Origin of the sequence: Shewanella sp. 4_MG-2023, from assembly GCF_030548015.1 — a bacterium.
Classification (GTDB): domain Bacteria; phylum Pseudomonadota; class Gammaproteobacteria; order Enterobacterales; family Shewanellaceae; genus Shewanella.
In genome coordinates, this window is the sequence record NZ_JAUORL010000009.1 from 44,058 (window position 1) to 66,075 (window position 22,018).

A 22,018-nucleotide genomic window follows, 5' to 3' on the forward strand; every position below is an offset into this window, starting at 1 on the left:
CAAAAAGCTAGCGCTCGCTTATTATCTTGCTAAGGCCTCACTCATGCTGACACAGGTTTGTTCCTGTTGGCGGGCTTCTAACAGTGCCCGCCGAGTCATTTTCGATAATCCCGTTTGGGTATTTAACACTTCAGATAAAGCTTCAATATTGGCATTGGTGCAGTCCATGGGGATTAATGCTCGGTTGTAAGCGCGCATAAATACCGGGCCTTTTTTATCAATCTCACTTAGCGTATCTAAACGCTGCTCCGCAGTAGCGGCGCTCAGTAATTTTTGTTCGCTTGGGTAAAGATGATCCATGGCGATACGGGCTTTGGCAAAGGGCAGTCGGCTGTCATCTTGTATCTTGTGTAGCCATTGACGTTTAAGGCTAGCTTGAGGGCGAGACACTTCTGCGGCAATGGCAGATTTTTGGCCACTGTCGCTGTTATCTTGTTGTTTTTCGTTTGCCAGCAACGCCGCGCTATTAGGGTAATCATAGCGATTTAATTGAATGATTATTTTCCAGCGTAAATCCTGACTGATAGTTAACCCTTTAATCGGCGCAATGCCAGCCAAGATATCGGCTAAGTGCCCAAGGGCGGCATTGTCGCTGGCTAAGCTAATATAAGCATCAAACCAACGGCGCTGAAAATCAGCATCGTCGTGGTGCTCCATGGTCATGCGTAAACTCATTTGTGTTAGCGCTTTGCTGACTTTAGTGGCATAAGATTTATGGTTAGGCGCCATGCTATGAAGGTTTTTTTGCACCTCTGTTAAGTAGCCAATGACTTGGCCTAAAATGGTGTAGTCTTTTTCTAATGGGGCATTAACTAAGGCGACATTAATAAACTGCTTTAATGAGGTGTGGCCATCGCTAACACTGTCCCACATGCTTTGCCATAACATTGACCGCAGTAATGGGTCACTGACCTTAGCTAACTGCTGCTTTACCGTGTTAAACGAGCGCTGATCTAACTCAACCTTTACAAAGCCCCAATCATCAAAATTTGGGTAAACCAAGTCTGGGCAATACTCGCCTACAAGTTCAGGTACCTCGGTAATGGCGCCTTTATAAGTGACCGCTACCGTGGTGCTATGGTGAATAAAATGCCGCGCTGCTCTAAATAATGCCACTTGTACTTTTTGTTCTCGCAGGGTGGCAAAGTCTTCACTTGGGGCGCTTTGTAGCAATGAAAACTTGCTGATGCGATGGTCTTTACATTGGTATTGGGCTGTTAAGGTGTTAACCCCAGCTTGGTACAGCCACTCTTGTGTCCACTGGCTTAAGTCGCGATTACTGGCTTTGGCAAGGCTATTAATAAAATCCGCTAACTGGGCATTTTGATAACTGTATGTTTTAAGGTATTGCTGCACACCTTGTTGGAATGTCTCAGCGCCCAGTAAATGGCGTAATTGCATTAACACCGACGCGCCTTTTGAATAGGTAATAGCATCAATATTATCAAAGGCATTATTGCTACTGGCCACAGGAACTTCGATGGGGTGAGTGGTCACTAGGCTATCTTGCTGATACGCCTTTAGCTTGCCACTGGCGTAAAAGCTGCGCCAAGCGTGGTTAAATTCGGTGGCTTCGCTGGTGGCCAAGGTGCCCATAAAGGAGGCAAAGCTTTCGTTAAGCCATAAGCCATTCCACCATTTCATGGTCACTAAATTGCCAAACCACTGGTGCGCCATTTCATGCATGATAACCCCAGCTAACCGCTGCCTTTGGGCGGCGGTCATGGTGTCTTTTACCATAAAGCGGCTTTCTGAGTAGGTAATGGCGCCAGCATTCTCCATCGCGCCATAGAGAAAATCAGGCACTAATAATTGGTCGTACTTTTTAAAAGGGTAGTCAATACCAAAGTAATCATCGAAGAAGCTGAGGCCTTGCTTGGTGTAAGTAAACCAATCTTGATAGTTAACTTGCTCAGCCACAGATTGGCGGGCAAATAAACGCATGGGGTATTTGCCTGAGTTATCTTGCCACACATGATAAGGCCCAGCATGCATTGAGAAGTTATAAGGGCTCAGTTTTGGCGTCGCTGGGAAAGTCCAAATTTTGCTGTCGCCAAGATCTTCAATATGGGTTTCAGCCATGGTGCTTATCACCTGCCAGCTTGGCGGCGCTTCAACAGTAATTTGAAAGCTGGCTTTTAAATCGGGTTGGTCAAACACGGCAAACATTTGCTGGGCAGCAGCGGGTTCAAAATGGGAATACAAATATACCTTGCCATCAACGGGGTCTTCAAAGCGATGCAAGCCCTCGCCATTGGTACTGTGCTCGCGGCTGTAGCTTATTTCAATGGTGTTTTTGCCACTTGATAAAAGCAGCGGGTTAATGGTGAGGTATGCGCCATTGTAGTTAGGGTAAAGGCTTTTGCCATTAATCAATAATTTGCTGATATTGGCTTGGTTTAAGTCGATGGTTAATGCTTCCGCTGTGCTTGCAAGGCTAAAATCTATTTTGCTAATGGCCTCAAAACGGGTTTCACCAGTGAGGGTAAAACTGAGTTGGTAATCTACCTCTGACACCACATTTGAGCGAGCTTTAGCTTGGCCCTGAGTGATGTTCGCGCTGCCATCTCGGGGTTTGATATTGGGCGCGGTGGCATTACAGGCAAATAAACTGGAGCAGACCAGTGCAATAAGCGCAGACTTAAACGAGTTCACAAATTCTTCCCTAACCTAATTTGATGTTTTTATTATTGTTATTTTTGCTATAAAAAAGCCGACGTGACGTCGGCTTATGATTGTAAATCGAATAGGCTTACATGCCTAAGAAAGACTTCGATTTTACTTTACGGATTTCTTTTTCATCAGACCATTCAATTAAGCCTGTTTCAAGGTCCATAAGACGCATGGTCATTTTATAGTAAACATCTTTAGTGCTGCCATCTTGTTTTACTATGCTAGAAAGATTGCCGTATAGCATGTATTGCGCGCCCACTTGGCGGCCAAACTTAATCGCAGTTGATGGGTCGACCATGCCAGCATTGTTTTGGTAATCAAGCTGCTTGCGCACTGAATCGACTTTGGTCATGTCAATAAAGCGGAACTTACCTGAGCGTAATAGCTTGTTACTGATGGTGTCAGTGACTGATTCAGTGTCGATGTGCTCTGAGGTTTTATTTTTAATTTTATCAACGAAAATAATTGGGCGATCGTTTTGGGTCATTACGATCACTGGTGGGAAGGTTAACATGCTGTCGACCATTTTGGCGGCAATGACTTGTAGATCCGTTGAACCGAAGTTTTCATTCACGGTTTCTACTTCTGTGGCATCGCCATACTCAACCTTAGATTGACACGCTGATAGCCCAATAACCGCAGCTAAAACAAAAATCAGTTTAAAATGTTTCATAGTAAGTTCCATGTTAGATAAAAGGTAAAGTTGTTGTTTTTAAAAAGTCGCGTTAAATAGGAGTCGTATTAAATTATTATTGAATAAAAACGGGTTTGATTGCCAGTTTCTATTACCCAAATTAAGGTGGCCCGATTAGCGTGAACATTAATGGTCGCAGCTGGGCTGTTACCTAGGCTGACTTGATAGGCGCCTGGCTCAATATATTGGCGCGCTATTTGCGCTTGCCTTGGCAGCGTTAGCCAACTTCTTCTGTCGGCTTGCTCTGTTACTACATTGAAAATTTGCATTAATATGGCGGCGGCATCGGCTTCATTATTACGGCGTTTACTGCCACTTTCGACGCTGCGAGTAAACTCTGATTTAGTATAGACCCGCGCGGCTTGTCGAACCAATGCGCCGGGTAAATCTTCTTTTAAGGCATTAATGGCTAAGGCATCGATATTGGCAATGGGCTCAGCTTTTAGCACTGTGCCAAAACCTTGAATGATTGAGGGCGGGATCACTTGGTTATAGGGCTGGTAAGTGGCTAATGACACCGTTTGCCAGTTGCCATGAATTGTAAACGGCACGGTCAGGCTTTGTTTTTCGGGGACAAAGCCACGTTCAACCACCATCACCACCTGACCTTGGCCTTGTTTAGGTAAAATGGCATCTCCCCAACGGCGTTTGAATTCATCATATTGCGGCATTGAAAGTTGCTTGGCTAACCTGACTAAATCTTGTTGGAGGTATTTATTATTCGGGCTTATTTGAGCGGCTTTACGGTAATCAATATAGGCATCATTGGGCTCGCCCAATAACTCATGTAGTAAGCCGGTGGTGTAATAGCTGTAGGCATTTAAAAAGGAGCTGGTGACAGTGCCAGCCGCTGAGCCTAATTTATTTAATTCGCTATCAATGGTGCCATTAGCCATGGCTTGCACTGATTTTTGCGATTTTTGGTAGCGCGCCTGCTCACTGCTTTGCAGCTCATTACTGCGGCGCACTTCAATTAACGCCCCTTGGGGATCGCCGGCAAATAAATAGTTAAAGGCTTGGTATTGATGCACCATAATGCGCTCATAGCCTGGGCCGCGATATGGAATGGCATTGTCGTTTAATACTAGGCTACTGGCGGTGGCGGTTAAGTCTGAGGCGCTAATAACGGCTCTGTCATCAAAGGCTTGATAGGCTTTGATGGCTTGTTGGTAATAATTTTTACTGGCATCAAAATCACCCGATATTTGCGCTACTCGGCCAGCTTCTTGGGCGTAAAGTAGGCCATCATTGGTATCAATTTCACCGGCCAACTCATTAAGTTTGGCGCTGGGTGTTGGGCCACTGAGTTGCTGTTTAATCGGCGCAATTTGCGAAGGGTAGTTAATCAGCACACTATTATAAGCGCAGCCTGATAACAGGATTGGCAATAGGAAAATACTGCTCAGTGCTTTCATTAGCATACGTCCTGCAACCGTGATTTTTCTTGGTCGAAGGCCTGTTGCTGATCTGGCATATTTATCCTTTCTAGCAAAGTAATACCTTGTAAATGATCAAATTCATGTTGAAAAATGCGGGCATCAAAGCCGCTCAACTGTTGTGTTACCCACTTACCGATTAAGGTTTGGTATTCCACGTTAATGTGTTTATGCCGATAGACGCTAACACGCTGGTTATCGATTGATAAGCATCCCTCTGTAGCCGCTTCCACCTCTAACGAACTGCTAATTATTTGTGGGTTGATAACTATGGTTGCTTGGCTTGTGGGTATTGAGGGATAGCGCGCATTTGGCCTTGAATGCATAATAAATACCGCTTTATTACTAAACACTTGTGGCGCAGCGATCCCGACTCCATTGGCTGCCAACATAGTAGCCATCATATCGTCGGTTAGCTGAACCAGAGCTTGATCAAAAGTAACAACGGGCTGAGTTTGGTGAGTTAAAATAGCGGCACCGGTTTTAGCAATCGTTAGAATGTTACTTTCTAGCATATAATCCCTTACTGAAAATTCAGCTTGATAACATCAAGCGAATTCTTGACTCTTTAATGTTAATAATAAAGCGACCACGTTATCTAAAAGCTAGCTCATAGCGGCTTAGCTCATCATGGCTTATATAGCATAGATTAATAATGTGGCGGTGGTGTTTCATCTGCTTGAGAAGCCATATTACTGGGTTCAATCGCTTGTAGTTTATTGACGATTAATGACAATTGATGTTGCTGAAACGCAACAAGGTCATTTAATTTAATCACTTCTTGATTGAGATCTTCAATGGTTGCTTCTTGAAAAGCGACTTTCATTTCTAAATCATCAATTTTTTGATGTACATCTTGCATTAATCTTCTCCAAACATGGCACTATTTTAAGTTGCCCCATGTTTCTACTAAACCTTGATTACTGATACTGATGATGTTTTGATTTTCATCACTTGCAATAGAGTATACAACGGCACCTCTATTTTGGCTGTTTTTCGTCAGCTGAATTTGCCTTGTTGTTTGTTTTTTACCAGTTTTTGTATCCCATAATATAATTTCTTTGGAAGGTGAGCCTGTTATTAGCTGTTTATCTTGATGAATAAACCTGGCACTACTAAAGGTCATTTGGCGTCGGTTTATGGCCAATTGCGATTGCTGTGCGCCAGTGTCATTGTGATAGATATAGGCATGACCTTTAATATCACTGACAAAACTCAAGCTGCCGCGCTGATTCAATTGTACTTTACTAAGGCGTGACTCAAGTTGCCATTGCTGAATCGGTTGGCCTGTTTGTGCTTGCCACAAGATAACAGAGCCATCATTGGAGCCTGTTAGTGCCCGCTGGCCATCAGCGGAAATTGACACGCTTGAAACGCGCTCATTATGGCCCAAAAATTTAATCAGATTTTTTTCTGGTGCCAATGACATTACTGAGCCATCAATTAATCCCACTAGGGTTTGGGCATTATTAGCAATCGCCACCGATTGTGCTGATGCGGGCAAGGACCACCAGCCAATGGATTTACCACTTTGGATATTCCAAATCACTAATGAGCTATTAGATAATGTCGCGGCATAATGCGCATTGGCAGAGATCGCTGTATCAAAGACGCTATTATCGCTTTCGCTAGCACTATTGCCATGCTGCCAATGGTATTTTAGCTGGTTAGCCTTGAGATCCCACCATAAAATCCCATTACTTGCTGTACTAACAAGTGCATATTGGCCATCTTCAGATAAGCTGGCGCTGTAACTGGCATCATCAGTGACGCTAAAGACGTGTGTGGCAGAGGGATGACAACCTATGAGTAAGCAAATGCAAAATATCAGCATTATGATCCTAACCATGAACTTACTCCCATAAATGTTGTCTCATTGGCGTTGATATGACTTACGGCCATTGCTAAAAACACTTTAATTAGTATAAAGTGGCCAAATATATACAAATTTTACATTTAAAGGTTATTGTAACCGCTCAAGAGTGCTGAGGAAGCTTTAATGAAATCTATTTACAAATTATCGTTAGTTGCATTGGCTGTAGTTGGTCTAACTGCGTGTAATCAAGAGCAAGAAGTTGTTGCTAAAAAAGTTGAATTAACAACGGATGCACAAAAAGAAGCTTACAGTGTTGGTGGTTCTATTGGCCGTTACATGGCGGGTCATATTACTGAACAAGAAGAGTTAGGGTTTGCAGTTGATAGAACTTTAGTTATCCAAGGTTTTAGCGATGGTTTAGCTGATACGCTAGAGTTAACTGAAGAAGAGATGCAAGTGGTTCTTCAAGGTTTAGACACTAAATTAAACGAAAAGCGTACTGAGCAAGCTGCATTATTAGCCAGCAAAGCGGTTGAAGAAGGTAAAAAGTTCCTTGAAACCAACAAAGCTAAAGAAGGCGTAGTAACCACAGAATCTGGTTTACAGTACGAAGTACTTGAAGCGGGTACAGGTGACACTCCAGTTGCTGAAGACACGGTTGAAGTACACTATAAAGGTACTTTGATTGACGGTACTGAGTTTGATAGCTCATACAGCCGTGGTGAGCCAGCTAAGTTCCCACTAAACCGCGTTATTCCTGGTTGGACTGAAGGTGTTCAATTAATGCCTGTTGGTGCTAAGTACAAGTTCGTTATCCCATCAGAACTTGCTTACGGCGAACGTGATACTGGTACTATCCCAGCTAATTCAACCTTAGTATTTGAAGTTGAATTGCTGTCTATCGAAAAAGCACAAGCGGCACCAGCTGCACAGTAATTTTTCGAATAATAAAAAAGGACGCCAAGCGTCCTTTTTTATTGTCTGAAAATCACTACAACCATTTAAAGCGATAAAATAGCCACATTTGCAGCGCAATAATGGCAAACAGTCCTGCACAAAATAAGCTGAACGCTAAATGGCTATCAGTACCAGGTATGCCGCCAATATTGACCCCAAGCAAGCCCGTTAAAAAGCCCAATGGTAAAAATATTGCTGAGATCAGTGACAGAAAATAAAGCCGTTTATTAAGCTGCTCAGATTGCACTGATTGCAGCTGCTCTTGAGTGACGCTGGCTCTATCACGCACCGCATCTAAATCCTCAATGACCCGAATGAGCACTTCATTAATTTCTCTAATGCGAAGCTTATGCTCAGTATTAAAGAGCAAGTGGCTGTCATTAAGTAGCCGCGAAAAAGCATCCCGTTGGGGCGAAAAGTATCGCCGTAAAATAACCGTTTGCTTACGCAGCTCAGCAATATCGGAGCGTAAAGTTTGGCTGTTATGCTCAGACACCTGCTCATCAAGATTATCTAGTTCATCTTCAAGATTATGGATTAGTTCTACTTTTCTGTGGGTTAAACGTTCACATAAAGAGATAAGAAAATCAGCACTAGAATCAATAGAACCAGGTGAGCTTATTATCTGTTGAGCAATATCTTTTACCGATTGTAGTGGCCGTTCACAGGTAGAGATTATCCGCTGTGGCTGGGCGAAAACGCGCATCGACACCATGTCTTCTGGCGCTGAATTGGGGTTAAGGTTAACTCCGCGTAAAGCCATTAATATACCATCTGCAGTGCTAAGAGCCCTTGGGCGAGTGTGCTCTGCCAGTAGGGTGTCTGTTTCAGTGGCGGGTAATTGGGCGTTGTTAATCCACGCTATGGCATCGGCTGCGCTATAACGCAGATGTAGCCACAATAAACCATCTGCAGGCTGCCATTGGTTAACTTGCTCAGGTGTTAAACTTTGACCAGCATTAGGACCTGATAACAATAAGCAATATATAAAACCTGATTCCATATGATTCCTTATACCTAGGCGGTATGGTGTATGGTTTAAAAGCGGATTTATCTTGTTGGTAATGCCTATCCTATCACTTAGCATTAAATATACCGCTAACTATTTAACCTACTTGCTAATGCCTTATTAAGGCATTTTAGATGCTGTAAGTTTAAATACCATTCGGGGTATTTTTAATTATTTACTGGCTGTAATTAAGCAGTTTGCATCAATATCAGTTAAAATAGACTTAATGCCTTATTTAATTGAGCTTTACCATGGAATATGAATTTCGCCGTAATAGTCTAGACGGCACCGTGTTTGCAGAATTCAGTATGGAGCATGCGATACTCGGACGATTTTTTGCTGAGCAACTTGGTACTGATAAATCCCAATGCCACGATATTTTGCAGCAAATTGAACAAATTAGGGCCAGCAAAAAAGCAGGCTGGTCGTGGCAAAGTAACGATTTGTCTATCGCGATTGACAGTGAGCAGGTGCGGATTTATACCAATGCCATTGATTTTGATGAAGACTTTGACTTGGAAGAGTCAATGAATATGTATGATGCAGAGTCAGAAGCCTTTTGTGGTTTAGAAGACTTTGAAAGTGCCTTAAAGAGTTGGGTTGAGTTTATCGCCAGAGCCTAGTTGATGTTTCGTCAGGCATCTTGACCTTATAGCTGTTTATTATTGCTTTAGAGATAAAAATGGATGATAGCCAGTGGCTGTCATCCATTTTTTATGGCCTAAACACTTTCAATGGGCACAAGTAGCTGCGACTGAAGTTAGTGGTTTAAGTATCTTACCGCCATTTCAGTTCTTGATTTAGCATTGGCTTTACGTAATAAGTTTTTCACGTGAACTTTTACCGTACCTTCACTGATATGTAAATCTTCAGCGACCACGCGGTTGCTTTTACCTTCGGCAAGCTCTTTGAGAATTTGCAATTCACGTGGGGTTAACGAGGCTATCCAAGTTTCATCATTATCAGCATTTTTCAGCTCATAAATGTATTCTTCGACCTCATCACTAATAACGCGATGGCCAAGCATGGCTTTTTTAAGCTGCTCTAATAATAAATCTGGCTCAGTATCTTTAAGTAAATAGCCGTCAGCGCCAGCGCGTAATAGCCGCACCACATCTTGTTTAGCATCAGACACGGTCAAGATCACAATACGAGCAGTGACTCCTTCTTGACGCATAGCATTTAAGGTATCTAAGCCTGACATGCCTTTCATATTAAGGTCGAGCAAAATAATATCAGGTTCGTCTTCACCTATTGCGGTTAATGCATCTAACCCCGTTCCGGCTTCACCAAATAGTTTAAAATCGCTATCTGAGGTTATTAACTGACAGATGCCACGCCGAAGTAGAGGGTGGTCATCAACTACGAGTACAGAATAAGGTTTACCCATTTAAAGGCTCCTGCTGGGGTGGAAATACGAGGGAAACAGTTGTGCCGCCCTGCGGATTATTGTCAAACTTTACCGTGCCGTGCAATTTAGTTGCACGCTCATGCATGATGCCGATGCCAAAATGTTGATCCCGCTCTTTTAAGTGAGAGACACCAATGCCGTCATCTTTTATGTTGATTTGTATCATACCAGAGTCTGCTAAAAAACAATCAATAACTATTTTATTTGGCTTGGCATGTTTTATGGCATTAATGGTTGCTTCACGCATTAAATGTAGCACATGAATATGCTGGCTTGAGGCAAATAGGTGCTGCGAAAGGCTATATTTAAGCTCAATGTTAATGCCAGATTGCTTACGTAACTCACTAATCATGACTTCAATGGCTTGGTTTAAATTAGGCTCTTTAATGGTTAAGCGGAAGGTGGATAATAGTTCTCGTAATTGACCGTATGCTACGCTAACACCTTCATTAATATCAGCTAATTGTGATGCTACTTTCTCAGTTTTATGTGCTGGTTGAATTTGTTTTCCTAATAAACTCACCTGAATTTTTAAATATGATAATAGCTGACCTAGAGAGTCGTGTAGCTCTCTGGCAATCACGGCGCGCTCTTCCATTAAAGCTAATTGCTGGCGCTCTTCGGTGGCATTATGGATCACAATAGAGCGGGTTAGCATCATAGCGAAATTGACAAATAACATGTTATTGATCGGCTTTAGAGAAATAACTTCCAGATAACCTAAGGTTTTATTTTCCAGTTTAAGGTCAAACTTAACAGGGATTAGTTTGCTTTCTTTATTTAGGATATGTTCAGGTGATGGCCAGCCTGTATCAGCCTCAATGGTATCGATTGAATGGTCATCATGTTCGATAACAAGGCGTAAAAAATCAAGACTTTCAAATTGCTGCAGCTGGTTTAATGCTAAGCCCAATGCTTTGTAATCCAGTCTGTCAGCATGAAGCATAATTAAGTTGTCATATAAAAAACTCAACTCATTATTGGCGCGAGTTAAGGCAGTGGTTTTTTCATTTACTTGGCCTTCTAAGTCTTGATATAGCCTATCAAGCTCGGCGGCGGTCTTTTTGAAAGCGACCCCTAATGAGTGCAGCTCTATATAGTCTGTGGCTGGCACCTCAACGTTAAATTTTCCTTTAGATATTGAATTGGCCACATCCATTAATTGCAGTATCGGTTGCACCATCTTTTTGCGGGTATAGCGGGTCGCAAAACTTGCCACTATTAGCATTAAAAATAAACCGATTATTTGGCTTATAACTAATGCTCTGAGCTTAAATGCCGCAAACCGCTCCATTTCTAGAACCAGTAAATCAATAGTATCAACAAAGTCTTTTAGGGCAGCGGTATAGAGTGGTTTTTCATTATTTTCAATGAAATAACGCATTTGTTGCCATTTATCAATGACCAATAAATATTGGTCTGAAAGTTCTTTCGGGCTATACCAAGCATTGGAGCGCTGTAGTGCTTCAGAGTCTAGGGTTTCTTCAAACTGATTTATTTTTTCATTCAATAACTGTGGTTCTCGCTCTAAAAATAACTTTAAGCGGTAACTTTGCATTCTTAATGAACCAGAGGCATTAATGGCTCGGGCATCGCCAATACTAAATGAAAGATTAATAATTGAGTACACAGCTAGGCTGGAAGAAATAAATATTAGTACTAACATTAGTCTTAATATTGTTGATGTGAGACTGCCTCGCTGCGCCATGAGTTACCCAACTTAAGTATATTATTGAACACAAAGCACTCAATTTTTTCATTGAGAGTCTTGTCATTATGTTAACAGAATAGCAAATATGTGACATACAACATATTAACACTTTGATCTAGCGCAAGCTTATTGCTTAATACTCATTAAGGGGTATTCTTAATTGAACCTTAAATGTATAAGTTTGCCAATAGAGATGTCGTGATTATTCAAATATAAAATGTAACACGGAGATGAACGGTGATGAAGATGAAAGGAAAGATTGTTGCACTAAGTGCATTATTAGCAAGCAGTTTTATGATGACTAGTGCAATGGCTAGTGATAAAACAGAACCTAGAAATGAAGTATATAAAGATAAGTACAAGCTTCAATATGAAACTTGGCATGCTACCTCAGAAAGTGATGAAATTGTTGATGTGTTAGCTCAAGATCCAAACCTTGTTGTGTTATGGGCAGGTTACGGCTTTGCTAAGGATTACAATAAAGCACGTGGTCACCATTATACCGTGACTGACTTACGTAATACATTACGTACTGGCGCACCAACAGGACCTGATGACGGCCCAATGCCTATGGCATGTTGGAGCTGTAAAAGCCCTGATGTACCTCGCATGATCGAAGAGCAAGGCGAAGACGGTTACTTCAAAGGTAAATGGGCTAAAGGCGGTCCTGAAATCGTTAACAGTCTTGGCTGTGGCGATTGTCATGAAAAAGGTTCACCAAAACTACGTATTTCTCGTCCATATGTTGATCGCGCTCTAGTAGCAATTGATAAGCCATTTGATAAAGCTTCTCGTAAAGACAAGCAATCTATGGTTTGTGGTCAATGTCACGTTGAGTACTACTTCGAGAAAACAGCAGACCGTAAAGGTTTCGTAAAATTCCCTTGGGATAACGGTACAACAGTTGAAGAAATGGAAGTGTACTACGATGCCATCAACTTCTCTGATTGGACTCATGCTGTGTCTAAAACCCCGATGCTCAAAGCACAACATCCAGGTTATGAAACTTGGCAGTTAGGTATGCACGGTAAGAACAACGTAAGTTGTACTGACTGTCACATGCCACGTGTTGCTAAAGCAAATGGTAAAGGTAAGTTTACCGATCATAAAGTGGGTAACCCATTTGATCGTTTCGAAGAAACTTGTGCAACTTGTCATAAAGGCAAGACTAAAGAGTTCATGATGGAAGTAACACATGCTAATCAAAAAAGTGTTACAGAAATCAAGCTAAGAGCTGAAACTCAACTTGTACACGCTCACTTCGAAGCGGGTGCTGCATGGGACGCTGGTGCAACTGAAGCTGAAATGAAGCCTATCCTAATGGATATCCGTCACAGCCAGTGGCGTTGGGACTTTGCAACTGCATCTCACGGTGTTGCTGCACATGCTCCAGCTGAAGCATTACGTATTTTAGGTGGCGCTGTTGATAAAGCCGCTGATGCACGTATCAAGCTGGCTCAATTACTTGCTGCTAAAGGCGTTAAAATGCCTATCGCTATCCCTGATATCTCTACTAAAGAGAAAGCACAGGAAGCACTTGGCATGGATATGGACAAAATGAATGCTGATAAGCAAAAGTTCTTAAAAGATCTTGTGCCACAGTGGGATGCTGAAGCTGAAAAGCGCGAAGCGACTTATTAATTAGCACTAGAACTTAGCACTAGAGCTTAGGTCATTATGTCTTGTAAAAGCCCTCTTGTGAGGGCTTTTTTATTGGCATAAATTTGTGCTTTAATTAAGGTTTACAGGATTAACAACAGGATGTTTATATGGATGATAAATCAACTGAACAGGCTGTGATGCTAACGGGTGGCTGTTTGTGCGGCGCGATCCGCTATCAAGTCAGTGCCGCGCCGTTTGATGCAGATTATTGCCATTGTGTGCAGTGTCAAAAGTCATCAGGTGCGGTGTTTCAAGCTTGGATGGACTTTAAGTTTGAGCAGATAAGCTGGATCGCTGGCGCAGTGACTGAATATGCCTCTTCTGAGCATATACTAAGGGGCTTTTGCGCTCAGTGTGGCTGTACTATGAGTTATCGAGACCGCCGCGATCCTGATTATTACACTTTAACCATCGCATCCCTTGATAAGCCAAGTTCAGTGAAACCCAATTACCACATTTATACTCAAAATCAGGTTAGCTGGCTTAATATTGTCGACGATTGTCAGCGTTATCAATATGAAAGAAGCAGTTGATTGATTTTGATCGACTTCAGCTGCTGTTCATTGTTGCTTCAAATACGGCTAATTTTCGCTTCAAATACAGTTAATCAGGCTCTAACTGCCTAAGCTCCCATGTGGGCAGTTTTTGCTGTAGGTCTGCGCTGATTTTGTCGGCATCACCGCGCAGCACTACGATAGGCGTGGTTAGGCTCAAGGTGTTGGCCTGTTGCAATAATTGCATCGGAGTCAGTTGTTGAAGTTGCTTCATCCCTTGGCTAAATTCAGCCGTGGTTTGGCCGCTTAATAATTGACGGATGTAGAGGCTTTCTTTGCCAAAGGGTCTATCAAGGCTAAGTTGTTGCTTACCCTGTAAGTAGGTCACAGTGGCATTGATTTCATTTTGAGAGGCCGTTTGCTCAGTGATAAGGCTTAAATGATCCAAGATTCCTTTTATAAAAGCGCCAGCGTTTTCTAACGCGCTGCTGCCATAAAAATACATATATTGACTCAATGGCGCATTGACGCAGCGGCCATAAACCCCATAGCTTAAGCCGCGCACTTCACGTAAATCATAAAATAACCGCCCTGAATAACCTCTACCTAATAGCGCGGCAATCATCTGACAAGTATTGGCATCTTGCACTGTCGCATCAGCTGTAGCTGTGACGAGTCCAATTCTGACTTGGGTCTGCACAGTGTCTGGCGCATCAATGATATAAAGGATTTTATCCTTTGCAGTGCTGGTTTCAACTGTGCTTGAATTTATAGTGCTTGCTTTAGCACTTGTTTGAGCGCTTGAATCGAAAGCTGAATGACTTGAATCTGGCTTTTCTGTTAATAGCCAACTCGGCAGCGATGTGACGTGCTGAGCTATTTGAGTCTTTGAGCTATTCGTTTTTAAGCTATTCGTTTTTACGGTATTTGCTTTTAAGGTTTGCGCTTTTGTATTGGTTAATTGCGGGCTAAATTGTGGCGCAAACAAGTGCCACTGCAGCTGTTGTCGCAGCTCAGTGTGCAATGCAGATAAGCTGGAATGGGTTAACTCATCAATCACAGCGTTATTATTGATGTTTTGGTTGTAAGGGTGTTGGCTGCCCAGTAATTGCTTTCTAAAGGCGAGATCTATTTCGCTACCAGTGAAAGCGCCTATGTGCTTATTCAATTTAAGATTGCGTTTGATAGTGGCAATATTGACCTCATTCACCGCTTGGTTATCCCAAAACTGCCACAGTAGTGCCGATTTAAGCTTTGTGGTTGCCATACAATTAATACTGATGCCGATACTGTGCAGGCTGGCCCTAAAGCGCATGCTGTCATAACAGGCTGCTTGCACGGCGGTTAGCACTTGAGTATTGGCCATGTGTTTTTGCCGTTGTTTGAAGGCTGCGATAATAATATCGGGGTTAGCAATGGCAGTCTGAGTTGATATGCCGACTAAGTATAGCTGATGTCCTTGCTGGGCAAAGGGGGCTGCTGTTGATGACCATTGATGTAAAAAACTATTTGCAGTCAATGACATGGTTTGCGGCGAGGGTATTACGCTTAATTGCAATTGTGTTTTTTCACTACCGAATACGGGTAAATCGTCATAGTTAGCTAAATTGGGCGGCTGTGCAGGAGTGAAGCTGATAGGTGCATGCTGACAACCCTGTTGTGAGCAGATAAAGATAAATAAGCCGACCAATTTTGCCCAGCGGGTTGAATGGAATTTTTTCATAATGCCCACTCTTCTAATGATTCAGTCATTCCTTGGGGTAACCATTCAAGTAAGGTTTTCCCCCAGCGAATGTACCAGGGCGGCAGTAAATCAAGGCGAACCTGTTGGCCGATAAAGTACTGCTGGGTGACCGCTTTAATGTCATCGCTACTGACTTGGTTTATACGCTGCCATGGCTGAGTCAGGGGTAAGTATTTATCTCGACTGGCGGTATTTGATAAATGAATAGCCAATTGTTGGCTATCAGTAAAGTTAATCAGAGCGTCATTAAGGGCAATACTTTTAAGCTGGCACAATACATTAGGCTCAATACCTTGGCTGGCAACTTTACTTAGAATGTCGCGAACTAATTGATTAAGTTCATCTAATGACGTGTTGGCTCTGGGCACTAATACCAGATTGGTGACGCCGTGATTTTCCATGGTTAACGGCACCGAGTAACTGAGCATATGGGGCGGGTTGGCAAGGCTTGCCTGGGTTAATGCATTAGCGATATTTTGAAACAGGTAGCTTTGCAGTAATGAAATTGCCTCAAAGTCGCTACCTTGTCTTCCTACCGTATGCCAAGCCAGCAGTAATGCAGGCCATGGACCGCGAGTATCGATGATTTCAGCGTGGATAGCGTTAGTCTTTGTACCTAGATCGATTTTGCTAAATTTATCTTGCGGATGAGTGGGAGCTTGCCAGTGGCCAAAGTACTTTGTTAGCCAGTCAGCACTTCGGTCATTGAGTTGGCCAACCAAGGATATTTGCATGGCATCTGGGCGGTAATAGCGCTGATGAAATGCCATGAGTTCAGCTGCGCTAGCGCCTTGAACATCTTGCTTACTGCCAATGATGGCATGACCATATTGGCTGCCTTTGACTTGCGATAATAGAAACTCCATTGCCTTTCGAATGTAGGGTTGGTTATCAATGCTGGTGGCCATTTCTTCTAACACCGCGCCTTGCTGATTTTTGACCGTGGTTTCTGACAGTTGCGGTTGAATAAATCTGTCGGACTCTAAAAACAGGCTCTGCTCTAAGGCTTGAGCTGGAATAGTGACATAATAATTGGTGTAGTCGAAGTGGGTACTGGCGTTAAAACGTGCTCCAAGGGCGCTCATTTGTTGTGGGTAGCTTTCATCGGGGGCATTTTTACTGCCTTTAAACAGTAAATGCTCAAATAAATGCGCATAACCCGTTTGCCCTGTTTGCTCATTACGGGAGCCCACATTAAATTGCGAGGCAATGGCCACCGTATTGAGACTGGGTAAATTCACTTGGCGAATAATCAAACCATTATCCAGTTCACTGAGGGCGATCTGCTGTTCAAGTATTTGAAGCTTAGTTATACCGTCAGTGAGGTCACACTGCTGGGCTATTGATCTTGATTCGGTCAATGACGCTGATGTAGATGTAGATGTAGATAGTGATGTAGATAGTGATGTAGATAGTGATGTAGATAGTGATGTAGATAGTGATGTGGGGGAACTGGCAATAGCTGGGCTGATGAAGCCACTCAAGGTTATTGATAGCAAGGTTACTGATAGTAAAGCAGAAATGGCAGTGATGGCTTTCAATCTATTACCCAGTGTATAAAGTGAACCCTTGATTTAGGTTACTGAGTATTGATAAAGAGCTCAAGCACTTATCAATGAAATATTCATATGGTAAGTGCTTGAATATAGGTGTTTAACAAAATGACTTATTGTTATTCGCTGCTGGCTATTGAGCGGCTATTCTGAATCGACAGGGTTAACCATGTCTTGGTTTTTTGCCTGTTGCATGCTGTTAATTCGAGTAGGTATACCGGTGCGCTGCTCTAGTAAGCGTTTTAGTACAAATGAGTCAGTGTCAGCATTAGCTACAACAGCAGTAATTTTTTTATTTAAGGTCAATGGAAGTGGCTCAGATGAATCAAATTGCTCTTGGGTCTCAGATAATGGCTGATGCACTTCTAAATAACGATTACCATCGGGCTCAACCGTGGCTTTAATCGGTTGATTAACAAATTGCACTCGGGTGCCAACTGGCACTGTGTTAAATAGATGCTCAATATCATCTTCACGTAACCTGACGCAGCCTTGACTGACGCGCAGGCCAATACCGAAAGAGGCATTCGTGCCATGTATCGCAAATAAATTACCTACATATAAGGCAAACAACCCCATTGGGTTATCTGGACCTGCTGGCCACACATCGGGAAGGGTCTCGCCTCTGGCTGCATAAATTTCGCGGGTACGCTTAGTGGGAGTCCAGGTTGGGTTAGCCCGCTTACGGTAAACCTGAGTCACCCAATTTTCAGGGGTGTCACGGCCTACTTGACCAATACCAATTGGGAGTACTTCAACAATATTGGTGCCTTTTTTATAGTGATATAGGCGCATTTCAGCACTGTTAATCACGATGCCTTTACGCGGTGCATCCGGTAGGATCAACTGATGGGGGATCACTAAGGTGCTACCTGGTTTAGGTAAGTATGGGTCAACGCCTGGGTTGGCTTCAAGCATATTGCTCAGTCCGAGTTGGAACTGATCTGCAATGGCTTCTAGGGTTAATTTACCTTCAGGTACAACATAATATTGATTTTCACCAATTAAACGACTGTCTTTAGCGGGTAAAGCATATTCTACCGCCACCACTTGGACGCTAAACAGCATGGTAGAAACAACAATCAATTTGGCGCAAAAAGACTTAATCATAAGGTGGATGTTTTCCTATGTGAGTGATGATCACAATGGCTTTGGTGAGTGTTATCAGTGCTCCTGCAGAATAAATCTCAACATCTGATGAAAACTTAAACTAAAGTTTCGCTATTTTTATCACTGGATACTTGATCATTTTTGCGCTTATTTCAAGCTATGGTCGCTATCCAGTGACATTTTACAGTAAATGTTAACCCTGCTGGCTATTTGTATAAAGAGGGGGTTTCTCTGGTTGGCCGGGTTTTAAAACGGCGATGTAGCCACATATATTGATTACGATTACGATCAATTAATTGTTCAATGATCTTATTGCCACGAATGGCATCTTCGAGCTCATTTTCACCGGGGAAGTTATCAAGTGGCGCTAAAATTTCCATATTGTAACCCGTGTCATCATTATTACGTTCGACAAAAAAGGGTAATACTTTGGCGCGGCCTAATTTCGCTAAGGTGGTAGCGCCAGTAATAGTCGCTGCATCGGGTACGGCATATAGCGGGATAAATACTGCACTTGAGCGACCAAAATCTTGGTCGGCGGTATACCAGATCACATCTGGGTTTCTTAAACTTTTTACCATCTTACGTAAATCACGTTTTGGTACTAAGCCTTTATTCGAGCGCAGGCGGCCTTTGACTTGTAAGTATTCCATCACGGGATTGTTGTGAGGGCGGTAAACGCCTATCCCCGGTTGGAACTGGCCAAACATTCTCGCGCCCATTTCTAACGGTAAGCAATGCACTGCAAACAGTATGACGCCTTGACCATTATCTAGGGTATTGCGCACATGCTCATCGCCTTTAATGGTCATATGCTGCTGCACTTTTTCATCAGACCACCACCAAGCGTTGATGGTATCGAATAGGGCTTTACCGGTTTCTTCGAAGTTTCTCTTAAGCAGTGCCTCGCGTTCTTGTGCTGGCATATAAGGAAAACACAGCTGAAAATTGCGCTCTGCAGTATGTCTGCGACTCGCAGCAAGTTTTAAAACCAAACGGCCTAAACCCTTGCCAAGTGTCATTTGCCAGCGAAGCGGTAATAGCTGGGTCAGCTTCATAAGAGCAACACCAAACCATAATGGCCAATGCTTTGGGTGCAATAAATGCGAGGAAAATTGTGCTTTATCTACCACGAGGAACTCATCCAAAAATCAAAATTAGTTGCTATTCTAACTTAATTTTAGAGCAAAATTAGGTACAATCACGGTTTAATATCAGCAAAAGAATAAGTTTACTATGAAGGTATCTCTTCCTGCATTCGAAAAAGCCCGTGTTTTAGTGGTCGGCGATGTCATGCTTGACCGTAATTGGGTTGGCCCTACTGGTCGAATCTCACCAGAAGCGCCAGTACCTGTAGTTAACATCAATCAAATAGAAGACCGTCCCGGCGGCGCTGCTAACGTGGCATTAAATATTGCTGCCCTTGGCGGTCAAGTTGAGCTTGCTGGTATTGTCGGTAATGACGAAAATGCTAAAGCGTTAACCCTTGGTGTTCAAGCCCAAGGGGTTGAACCTCGCTGGTTAACCGTTGCTGATAAACCAACGATTACCAAATTAAGAGTGTTTTCTCGCAATCAACAACTTATCCGCTTAGATTTTGAAGAAAAATACCCTAAAGCTGATAGCGAAAGTTTATTAAATAGCAGTGAAGCGCTGTTAGATAACGTCGATGTATTGGTGTTATCTGACTATGCCAAAGGTGCGATTGACTCGCCAATCGACTTTATTGCTAAAGCCCGCGCTAAAGGCGTAAAGGTGCTGGTAGATCCTAAAGGCAGTGATTTTTCACGCTATCGCGGTGCGACGTTAATCACCCCTAATATGAGCGAGTTTGAAGCGGTTGTGGGCCCAGTAACCAGTGAAGCTGACTTAATCGAAAAAGCCAAAAAGCTGATTAAAGATAACGATTTTACTGCTATTTTGGTGACCCGCTCTGAAAAAGGCATGACGCTGATTAGTCATGATGATGCTGAACTGCATATCCCAACAGTTGCCCGTGAAGTCTATGACGTGACAGGTGCTGGAGATACGGTTATTTCAGCATTAGCAAGTTCGCTGGCAGCGGGTAGCTCGTTAGCACAGGCTTGTTCTATCGCTAATATTGCTGCAGGCGTGGTGGTGGCTAAGTTAGGTACCGCAACAGTAACCCGAATTGAACTCATTGGGGCCTTAGCTTTAAATCAAGGCGAGTCAGGCTTTGGCGTGGTGACTGAAGATCAATTAGCTTACGCCATTGAGCAAGCGCGTCTTCGCGGCGAAAAGGTAGTCATGACCAATGGCTGTTTTGATATTTTACATGCAGGCCACGTAAGCTATCTGCAGCAAGCAAAAGAATTGGGCCATCGTTTAATTGTTGCCGTTAATGATGATGCTTCAGTGAAGCGTTTAAAAGGTGATGGTCGCCCAGTGAATCAAGTTGATCGCCGTATGGCTGTTTTAGCGGGATTAGCGTCAGTTGATTGGGTTATTCCTTTCAGTGAAGATACTCCGCAGCGAGTTATTAGCCGTTTATTACCAGATTTGTTGGTTAAAGGTGGTGACTATAAAGTCGAACAAGTGGCCGGTGGTAAAGAAGTGATAGCAGCTGGTGGTAGTGTCGAAATTCTTGGGTTTGAAGACGGCGTCTCTACCACGGCAATTATTGAAAATATCATGGCTAACAAGTAGTGAATATGCGGGCACTGTACTTAATGGCCAGTGCTGTTTTAAAGAGTGTCGTTTTAAAAAATGCCGTTTTAAAGAGTGTTTTTGTAAAGAGTGCCGTTTTAATCTGTACCCTAGTGATCAGTCAGCCATTGCTGGCTGATACTCACTTGCCTTTTCAGATAAAAACCGCACTCGCCCCCACCATCACCCCCTATTACTCAAGCTCATTTAGTTGGATCTCTATTAGTAACAAGCAGGCAATCGTGTGCGATGAAAGCCATTACCCGAACTGCTTGAATGCGTTACCTGTTGAGGTAGTGAACCAATTACCGAAAGACACGCAAATCAGCGCTCATTTAGGTGCTAAAACCGCGATGGTGTTAGCGGTTAATCACCATGATATAGCCGGCATTATTATCGTCAGCACTAAGCTGCCTCTCACCCAATCGATGTCCTCTGTAAATGGGTTGACCTATCGGTTAGCGCTGTTAGAACAATTTAAATTAACCCTATGGCATGAAGTAGGGCATTTAGAGAATATTGCCTTAATCGGCGATGTACTTCCCAGTACGCTGTCTGCCTATCAGCATGAATGGTTGGCTGACATGTATTTAGTGTGGCGTATTGCGCAAACGCACCCTAATTTGGATTTAGCTTGGCAGCAGTTTCATCGCCGTAATATGGATTTGATTAACAATCGACATAATATGAGCCATTGGAGCTCACCGCAGTTGCAATGGTTATTGAGCCAATATCAACTTAAAGACATACAAGAATTTGATCGCTACAGTGACTTTATTGCCACACTATTTCCGCAGTTAGCGCGATTTGATGACACTGAAATTGCTGAAATCTCCAGCCTAGTGCAACGCACATTTGGCCGAGGTGCAACGCTGGCGCTACCTAAATATATATTTTGGCGACAACAACGACTTATTGAGGTTATTTCCCCGACATTAGTCATGTTAATGGGCGAGGATAAGGCCCATAAGTGGTTGGTTGAGCAATTCTCTGAGGCGGCGCAATTAGTCAACAAAGAGGCTGAGCACAATAAGTTATAACTCTGATTAGTACTGTAACCTCGAGCTTAAACGTTATAAAA

Annotated in this window: 20 protein-coding genes; 7 read left to right on the forward strand and 13 right to left on the reverse strand. The window is 43.0% G+C overall.

The window, feature by feature from the left end; translation table 11 throughout:
* Positions 1 to 21: 21 nt before the first annotated feature.
* The 6 genes from pepN to Q4546_RS06895 all read right to left on the reverse strand — a co-directional run bounded on the left by pepN (position 22) and on the right by Q4546_RS06895 (position 6,652).
* Positions 22 to 2,655: an aminopeptidase N gene (gene pepN / locus Q4546_RS06870; protein ID WP_102532007.1), complete on the reverse strand. Its 2,634-nt coding sequence runs from the start codon at positions 2,653 to 2,655 to the stop codon at positions 22 to 24.
* Between the two features lie 97 nt (positions 2,656 to 2,752).
* On the reverse strand, positions 2,753 to 3,346 hold the full coding sequence (gene lpoB / locus Q4546_RS06875) for a penicillin-binding protein activator LpoB (protein WP_175609517.1): 594 nt from the start codon (positions 3,344 to 3,346) through the stop codon (positions 2,753 to 2,755).
* A 68-nt stretch (positions 3,347 to 3,414) separates the two neighbouring features.
* Positions 3,415 to 4,782: a COG3014 family protein gene (locus tag Q4546_RS06880; protein ID WP_102438410.1), complete on the reverse strand. Its 1,368-nt coding sequence runs from the start codon at positions 4,780 to 4,782 to the stop codon at positions 3,415 to 3,417.
* Entirely contained in the window at positions 4,782 to 5,318 is a 537-nt protein-coding gene (def, locus tag Q4546_RS06885; RefSeq protein WP_303445963.1) for a peptide deformylase, read from the reverse strand. The genes Q4546_RS06880 and def overlap by 1 nt, the downstream gene beginning before the upstream one ends.
* A gap of 134 nt (positions 5,319 to 5,452) precedes the next feature.
* On the reverse strand, positions 5,453 to 5,665 hold the full coding sequence (locus tag Q4546_RS06890) for a SlyX family protein (RefSeq protein WP_076540726.1): 213 nt from the start codon (positions 5,663 to 5,665) through the stop codon (positions 5,453 to 5,455).
* A 21-nt stretch (positions 5,666 to 5,686) separates the two neighbouring features.
* Positions 5,687 to 6,652 carry a WD40 repeat domain-containing protein gene (locus Q4546_RS06895; RefSeq protein ID WP_102438414.1) on the reverse strand — a complete coding sequence of 322 codons (966 nt, stop codon included), beginning with the start codon at positions 6,650 to 6,652 and terminating at the stop codon, positions 5,687 to 5,689.
* A gap of 150 nt (positions 6,653 to 6,802) precedes the next feature.
* Between Q4546_RS06895 and fkpA the strand changes: the two genes are divergently transcribed.
* Positions 6,803 to 7,555 carry an FKBP-type peptidyl-prolyl cis-trans isomerase gene (fkpA, locus tag Q4546_RS06900; protein WP_303445964.1) on the forward strand — a complete coding sequence of 251 codons (753 nt, stop codon included), beginning with the start codon at positions 6,803 to 6,805 and terminating at the stop codon, positions 7,553 to 7,555.
* A gap of 55 nt (positions 7,556 to 7,610) precedes the next feature.
* On the opposite strand, the gene Q4546_RS06905 is transcribed toward fkpA, so the two are convergent.
* On the reverse strand, positions 7,611 to 8,579 hold the full coding sequence (locus Q4546_RS06905) for a zinc transporter ZntB (RefSeq protein ID WP_102476908.1): 969 nt from the start codon (positions 8,577 to 8,579) through the stop codon (positions 7,611 to 7,613).
* A gap of 257 nt (positions 8,580 to 8,836) precedes the next feature.
* On the opposite strand from Q4546_RS06905, the gene Q4546_RS06910 reads away from it, so the two are divergent.
* Positions 8,837 to 9,208 carry a YacL family protein gene (locus Q4546_RS06910; protein WP_102438420.1) on the forward strand — a complete coding sequence of 124 codons (372 nt, stop codon included), beginning with the start codon at positions 8,837 to 8,839 and terminating at the stop codon, positions 9,206 to 9,208.
* A 137-nt stretch (positions 9,209 to 9,345) separates the two neighbouring features.
* Here the strand turns inward: Q4546_RS06910 and Q4546_RS06915 are convergent, their stop codons facing one another.
* Positions 9,346 to 9,975 (reverse strand): response regulator, encoded by a 630-nt coding sequence (locus Q4546_RS06915; protein ID WP_102438422.1) that lies wholly within the window; start codon positions 9,973 to 9,975, stop codon positions 9,346 to 9,348.
* Complete coding sequence (gene narQ, locus Q4546_RS06920) at positions 9,968 to 11,704, reverse strand: nitrate/nitrite two-component system sensor histidine kinase NarQ (protein WP_303412005.1); 1,737 nt, start codon at positions 11,702 to 11,704, stop codon at positions 9,968 to 9,970. Before narQ ends, Q4546_RS06915 begins: the two co-directional genes overlap by 8 nt.
* A gap of 249 nt (positions 11,705 to 11,953) precedes the next feature.
* Here narQ and nrfA point away from each other — a divergent pair, with 249 nt between their 5' ends.
* Positions 11,954 to 13,348: an ammonia-forming nitrite reductase cytochrome c552 subunit gene (gene nrfA, locus Q4546_RS06925; RefSeq protein ID WP_303445965.1), complete on the forward strand. Its 1,395-nt coding sequence runs from the start codon at positions 11,954 to 11,956 to the stop codon at positions 13,346 to 13,348.
* A 128-nt stretch (positions 13,349 to 13,476) separates the two neighbouring features.
* The gene (locus Q4546_RS06930; protein ID WP_303445966.1) at positions 13,477 to 13,902 is read left to right on the forward strand and encodes a GFA family protein; all 426 of its coding nucleotides are present in this window, start codon (positions 13,477 to 13,479) and stop codon (positions 13,900 to 13,902) included.
* 70 nt (positions 13,903 to 13,972) lie between these two features.
* On the opposite strand, the gene Q4546_RS06935 is transcribed toward Q4546_RS06930, so the two are convergent.
* Together Q4546_RS06935 and Q4546_RS06940 are read right to left on the reverse strand one after the other, a co-directional pair.
* Positions 13,973 to 15,586 (reverse strand): pitrilysin family protein, encoded by a 1,614-nt coding sequence (locus Q4546_RS06935; protein ID WP_303445967.1) that lies wholly within the window; start codon positions 15,584 to 15,586, stop codon positions 13,973 to 13,975.
* The gene (locus Q4546_RS06940) at positions 15,583 to 16,863 is read right to left on the reverse strand and encodes a pitrilysin family protein (RefSeq protein WP_303445968.1); all 1,281 of its coding nucleotides are present in this window, start codon (positions 16,861 to 16,863) and stop codon (positions 15,583 to 15,585) included. The genes Q4546_RS06935 and Q4546_RS06940 overlap by 4 nt, the downstream gene beginning before the upstream one ends.
* Before the next feature lie 64 nt (positions 16,864 to 16,927).
* Here Q4546_RS06940 and Q4546_RS06945 point away from each other — a divergent pair, with 64 nt between their 5' ends.
* On the forward strand, positions 16,928 to 17,167 hold the full coding sequence (locus Q4546_RS06945) for a hypothetical protein (RefSeq protein WP_303445969.1): 240 nt from the start codon (positions 16,928 to 16,930) through the stop codon (positions 17,165 to 17,167).
* 137 nt (positions 17,168 to 17,304) lie between these two features.
* On the opposite strand, the gene Q4546_RS06950 is transcribed toward Q4546_RS06945, so the two are convergent.
* Together Q4546_RS06950 and Q4546_RS06955 are read right to left on the reverse strand one after the other, a co-directional pair.
* A complete protein-coding gene (locus Q4546_RS06950) occupies positions 17,305 to 18,270 on the reverse strand; it encodes a L,D-transpeptidase family protein (protein WP_102438432.1) in 966 nt (321 codons plus the stop codon).
* 206 nt (positions 18,271 to 18,476) lie between these two features.
* Positions 18,477 to 19,403: an LpxL/LpxP family Kdo(2)-lipid IV(A) lauroyl/palmitoleoyl acyltransferase gene (locus tag Q4546_RS06955; protein ID WP_303445970.1), complete on the reverse strand. Its 927-nt coding sequence runs from the start codon at positions 19,401 to 19,403 to the stop codon at positions 18,477 to 18,479.
* A 103-nt stretch (positions 19,404 to 19,506) separates the two neighbouring features.
* Here Q4546_RS06955 and hldE point away from each other — a divergent pair, with 103 nt between their 5' ends.
* Both hldE and Q4546_RS06965 read left to right on the forward strand, forming a co-directional pair.
* Positions 19,507 to 20,937, forward strand: a complete 1,431-nt coding sequence (gene hldE, locus Q4546_RS06960) for a bifunctional D-glycero-beta-D-manno-heptose-7-phosphate kinase/D-glycero-beta-D-manno-heptose 1-phosphate adenylyltransferase HldE (RefSeq protein WP_102531999.1) — start codon at positions 19,507 to 19,509, stop codon at positions 20,935 to 20,937.
* A gap of 5 nt (positions 20,938 to 20,942) precedes the next feature.
* Positions 20,943 to 21,977, forward strand: a complete 1,035-nt coding sequence (locus Q4546_RS06965; protein WP_303445971.1) for a hypothetical protein — start codon at positions 20,943 to 20,945, stop codon at positions 21,975 to 21,977.
* Positions 21,978 to 22,018 lie beyond the last annotated feature (41 nt).

Coding starts and splice junctions, on each gene's coding strand:
- lpoB (WP_175609517.1), bottom strand. CDS start 3,346: ATGAAACATTTTAAACTGATTTTTGTTTTAGCTGCGGTTATTGGGCTA.
- Q4546_RS06880 (WP_102438410.1), bottom strand. CDS start 4,782: ATGAAAGCACTGAGCAGTATTTTCCTATTGCCAATCCTGTTATCAGGC.
- def (WP_303445963.1), bottom strand. CDS start 5,318: ATGCTAGAAAGTAACATTCTAACGATTGCTAAAACCGGTGCCGCTATT.
- Q4546_RS06890 (WP_076540726.1), bottom strand. CDS start 5,665: ATGCAAGATGTACATCAAAAAATTGATGATTTAGAAATGAAAGTCGCT.
- Q4546_RS06895 (WP_102438414.1), bottom strand. CDS start 6,652: ATGGTTAGGATCATAATGCTGATATTTTGCATTTGCTTACTCATAGGT.
- fkpA (WP_303445964.1), top strand. CDS start 6,803: ATGAAATCTATTTACAAATTATCGTTAGTTGCATTGGCTGTAGTTGGT.
- Q4546_RS06905 (WP_102476908.1), bottom strand. CDS start 8,579: ATGGAATCAGGTTTTATATATTGCTTATTGTTATCAGGTCCTAATGCT.
- Q4546_RS06910 (WP_102438420.1), top strand. CDS start 8,837: ATGGAATATGAATTTCGCCGTAATAGTCTAGACGGCACCGTGTTTGCA.
- Q4546_RS06915 (WP_102438422.1), bottom strand. CDS start 9,975: ATGGGTAAACCTTATTCTGTACTCGTAGTTGATGACCACCCTCTACTT.
- narQ (WP_303412005.1), bottom strand. CDS start 11,704: ATGGCGCAGCGAGGCAGTCTCACATCAACAATATTAAGACTAATGTTA.
- nrfA (WP_303445965.1), top strand. CDS start 11,954: ATGAAAGGAAAGATTGTTGCACTAAGTGCATTATTAGCAAGCAGTTTT.
- Q4546_RS06930 (WP_303445966.1), top strand. CDS start 13,477: ATGGATGATAAATCAACTGAACAGGCTGTGATGCTAACGGGTGGCTGT.
- Q4546_RS06935 (WP_303445967.1), bottom strand. CDS start 15,586: ATGAAAAAATTCCATTCAACCCGCTGGGCAAAATTGGTCGGCTTATTT.
- Q4546_RS06950 (WP_102438432.1), bottom strand. CDS start 18,270: ATGATTAAGTCTTTTTGCGCCAAATTGATTGTTGTTTCTACCATGCTG.
- hldE (WP_102531999.1), top strand. CDS start 19,507: ATGAAGGTATCTCTTCCTGCATTCGAAAAAGCCCGTGTTTTAGTGGTC.
- Q4546_RS06965 (WP_303445971.1), top strand. CDS start 20,943: ATGCGGGCACTGTACTTAATGGCCAGTGCTGTTTTAAAGAGTGTCGTT.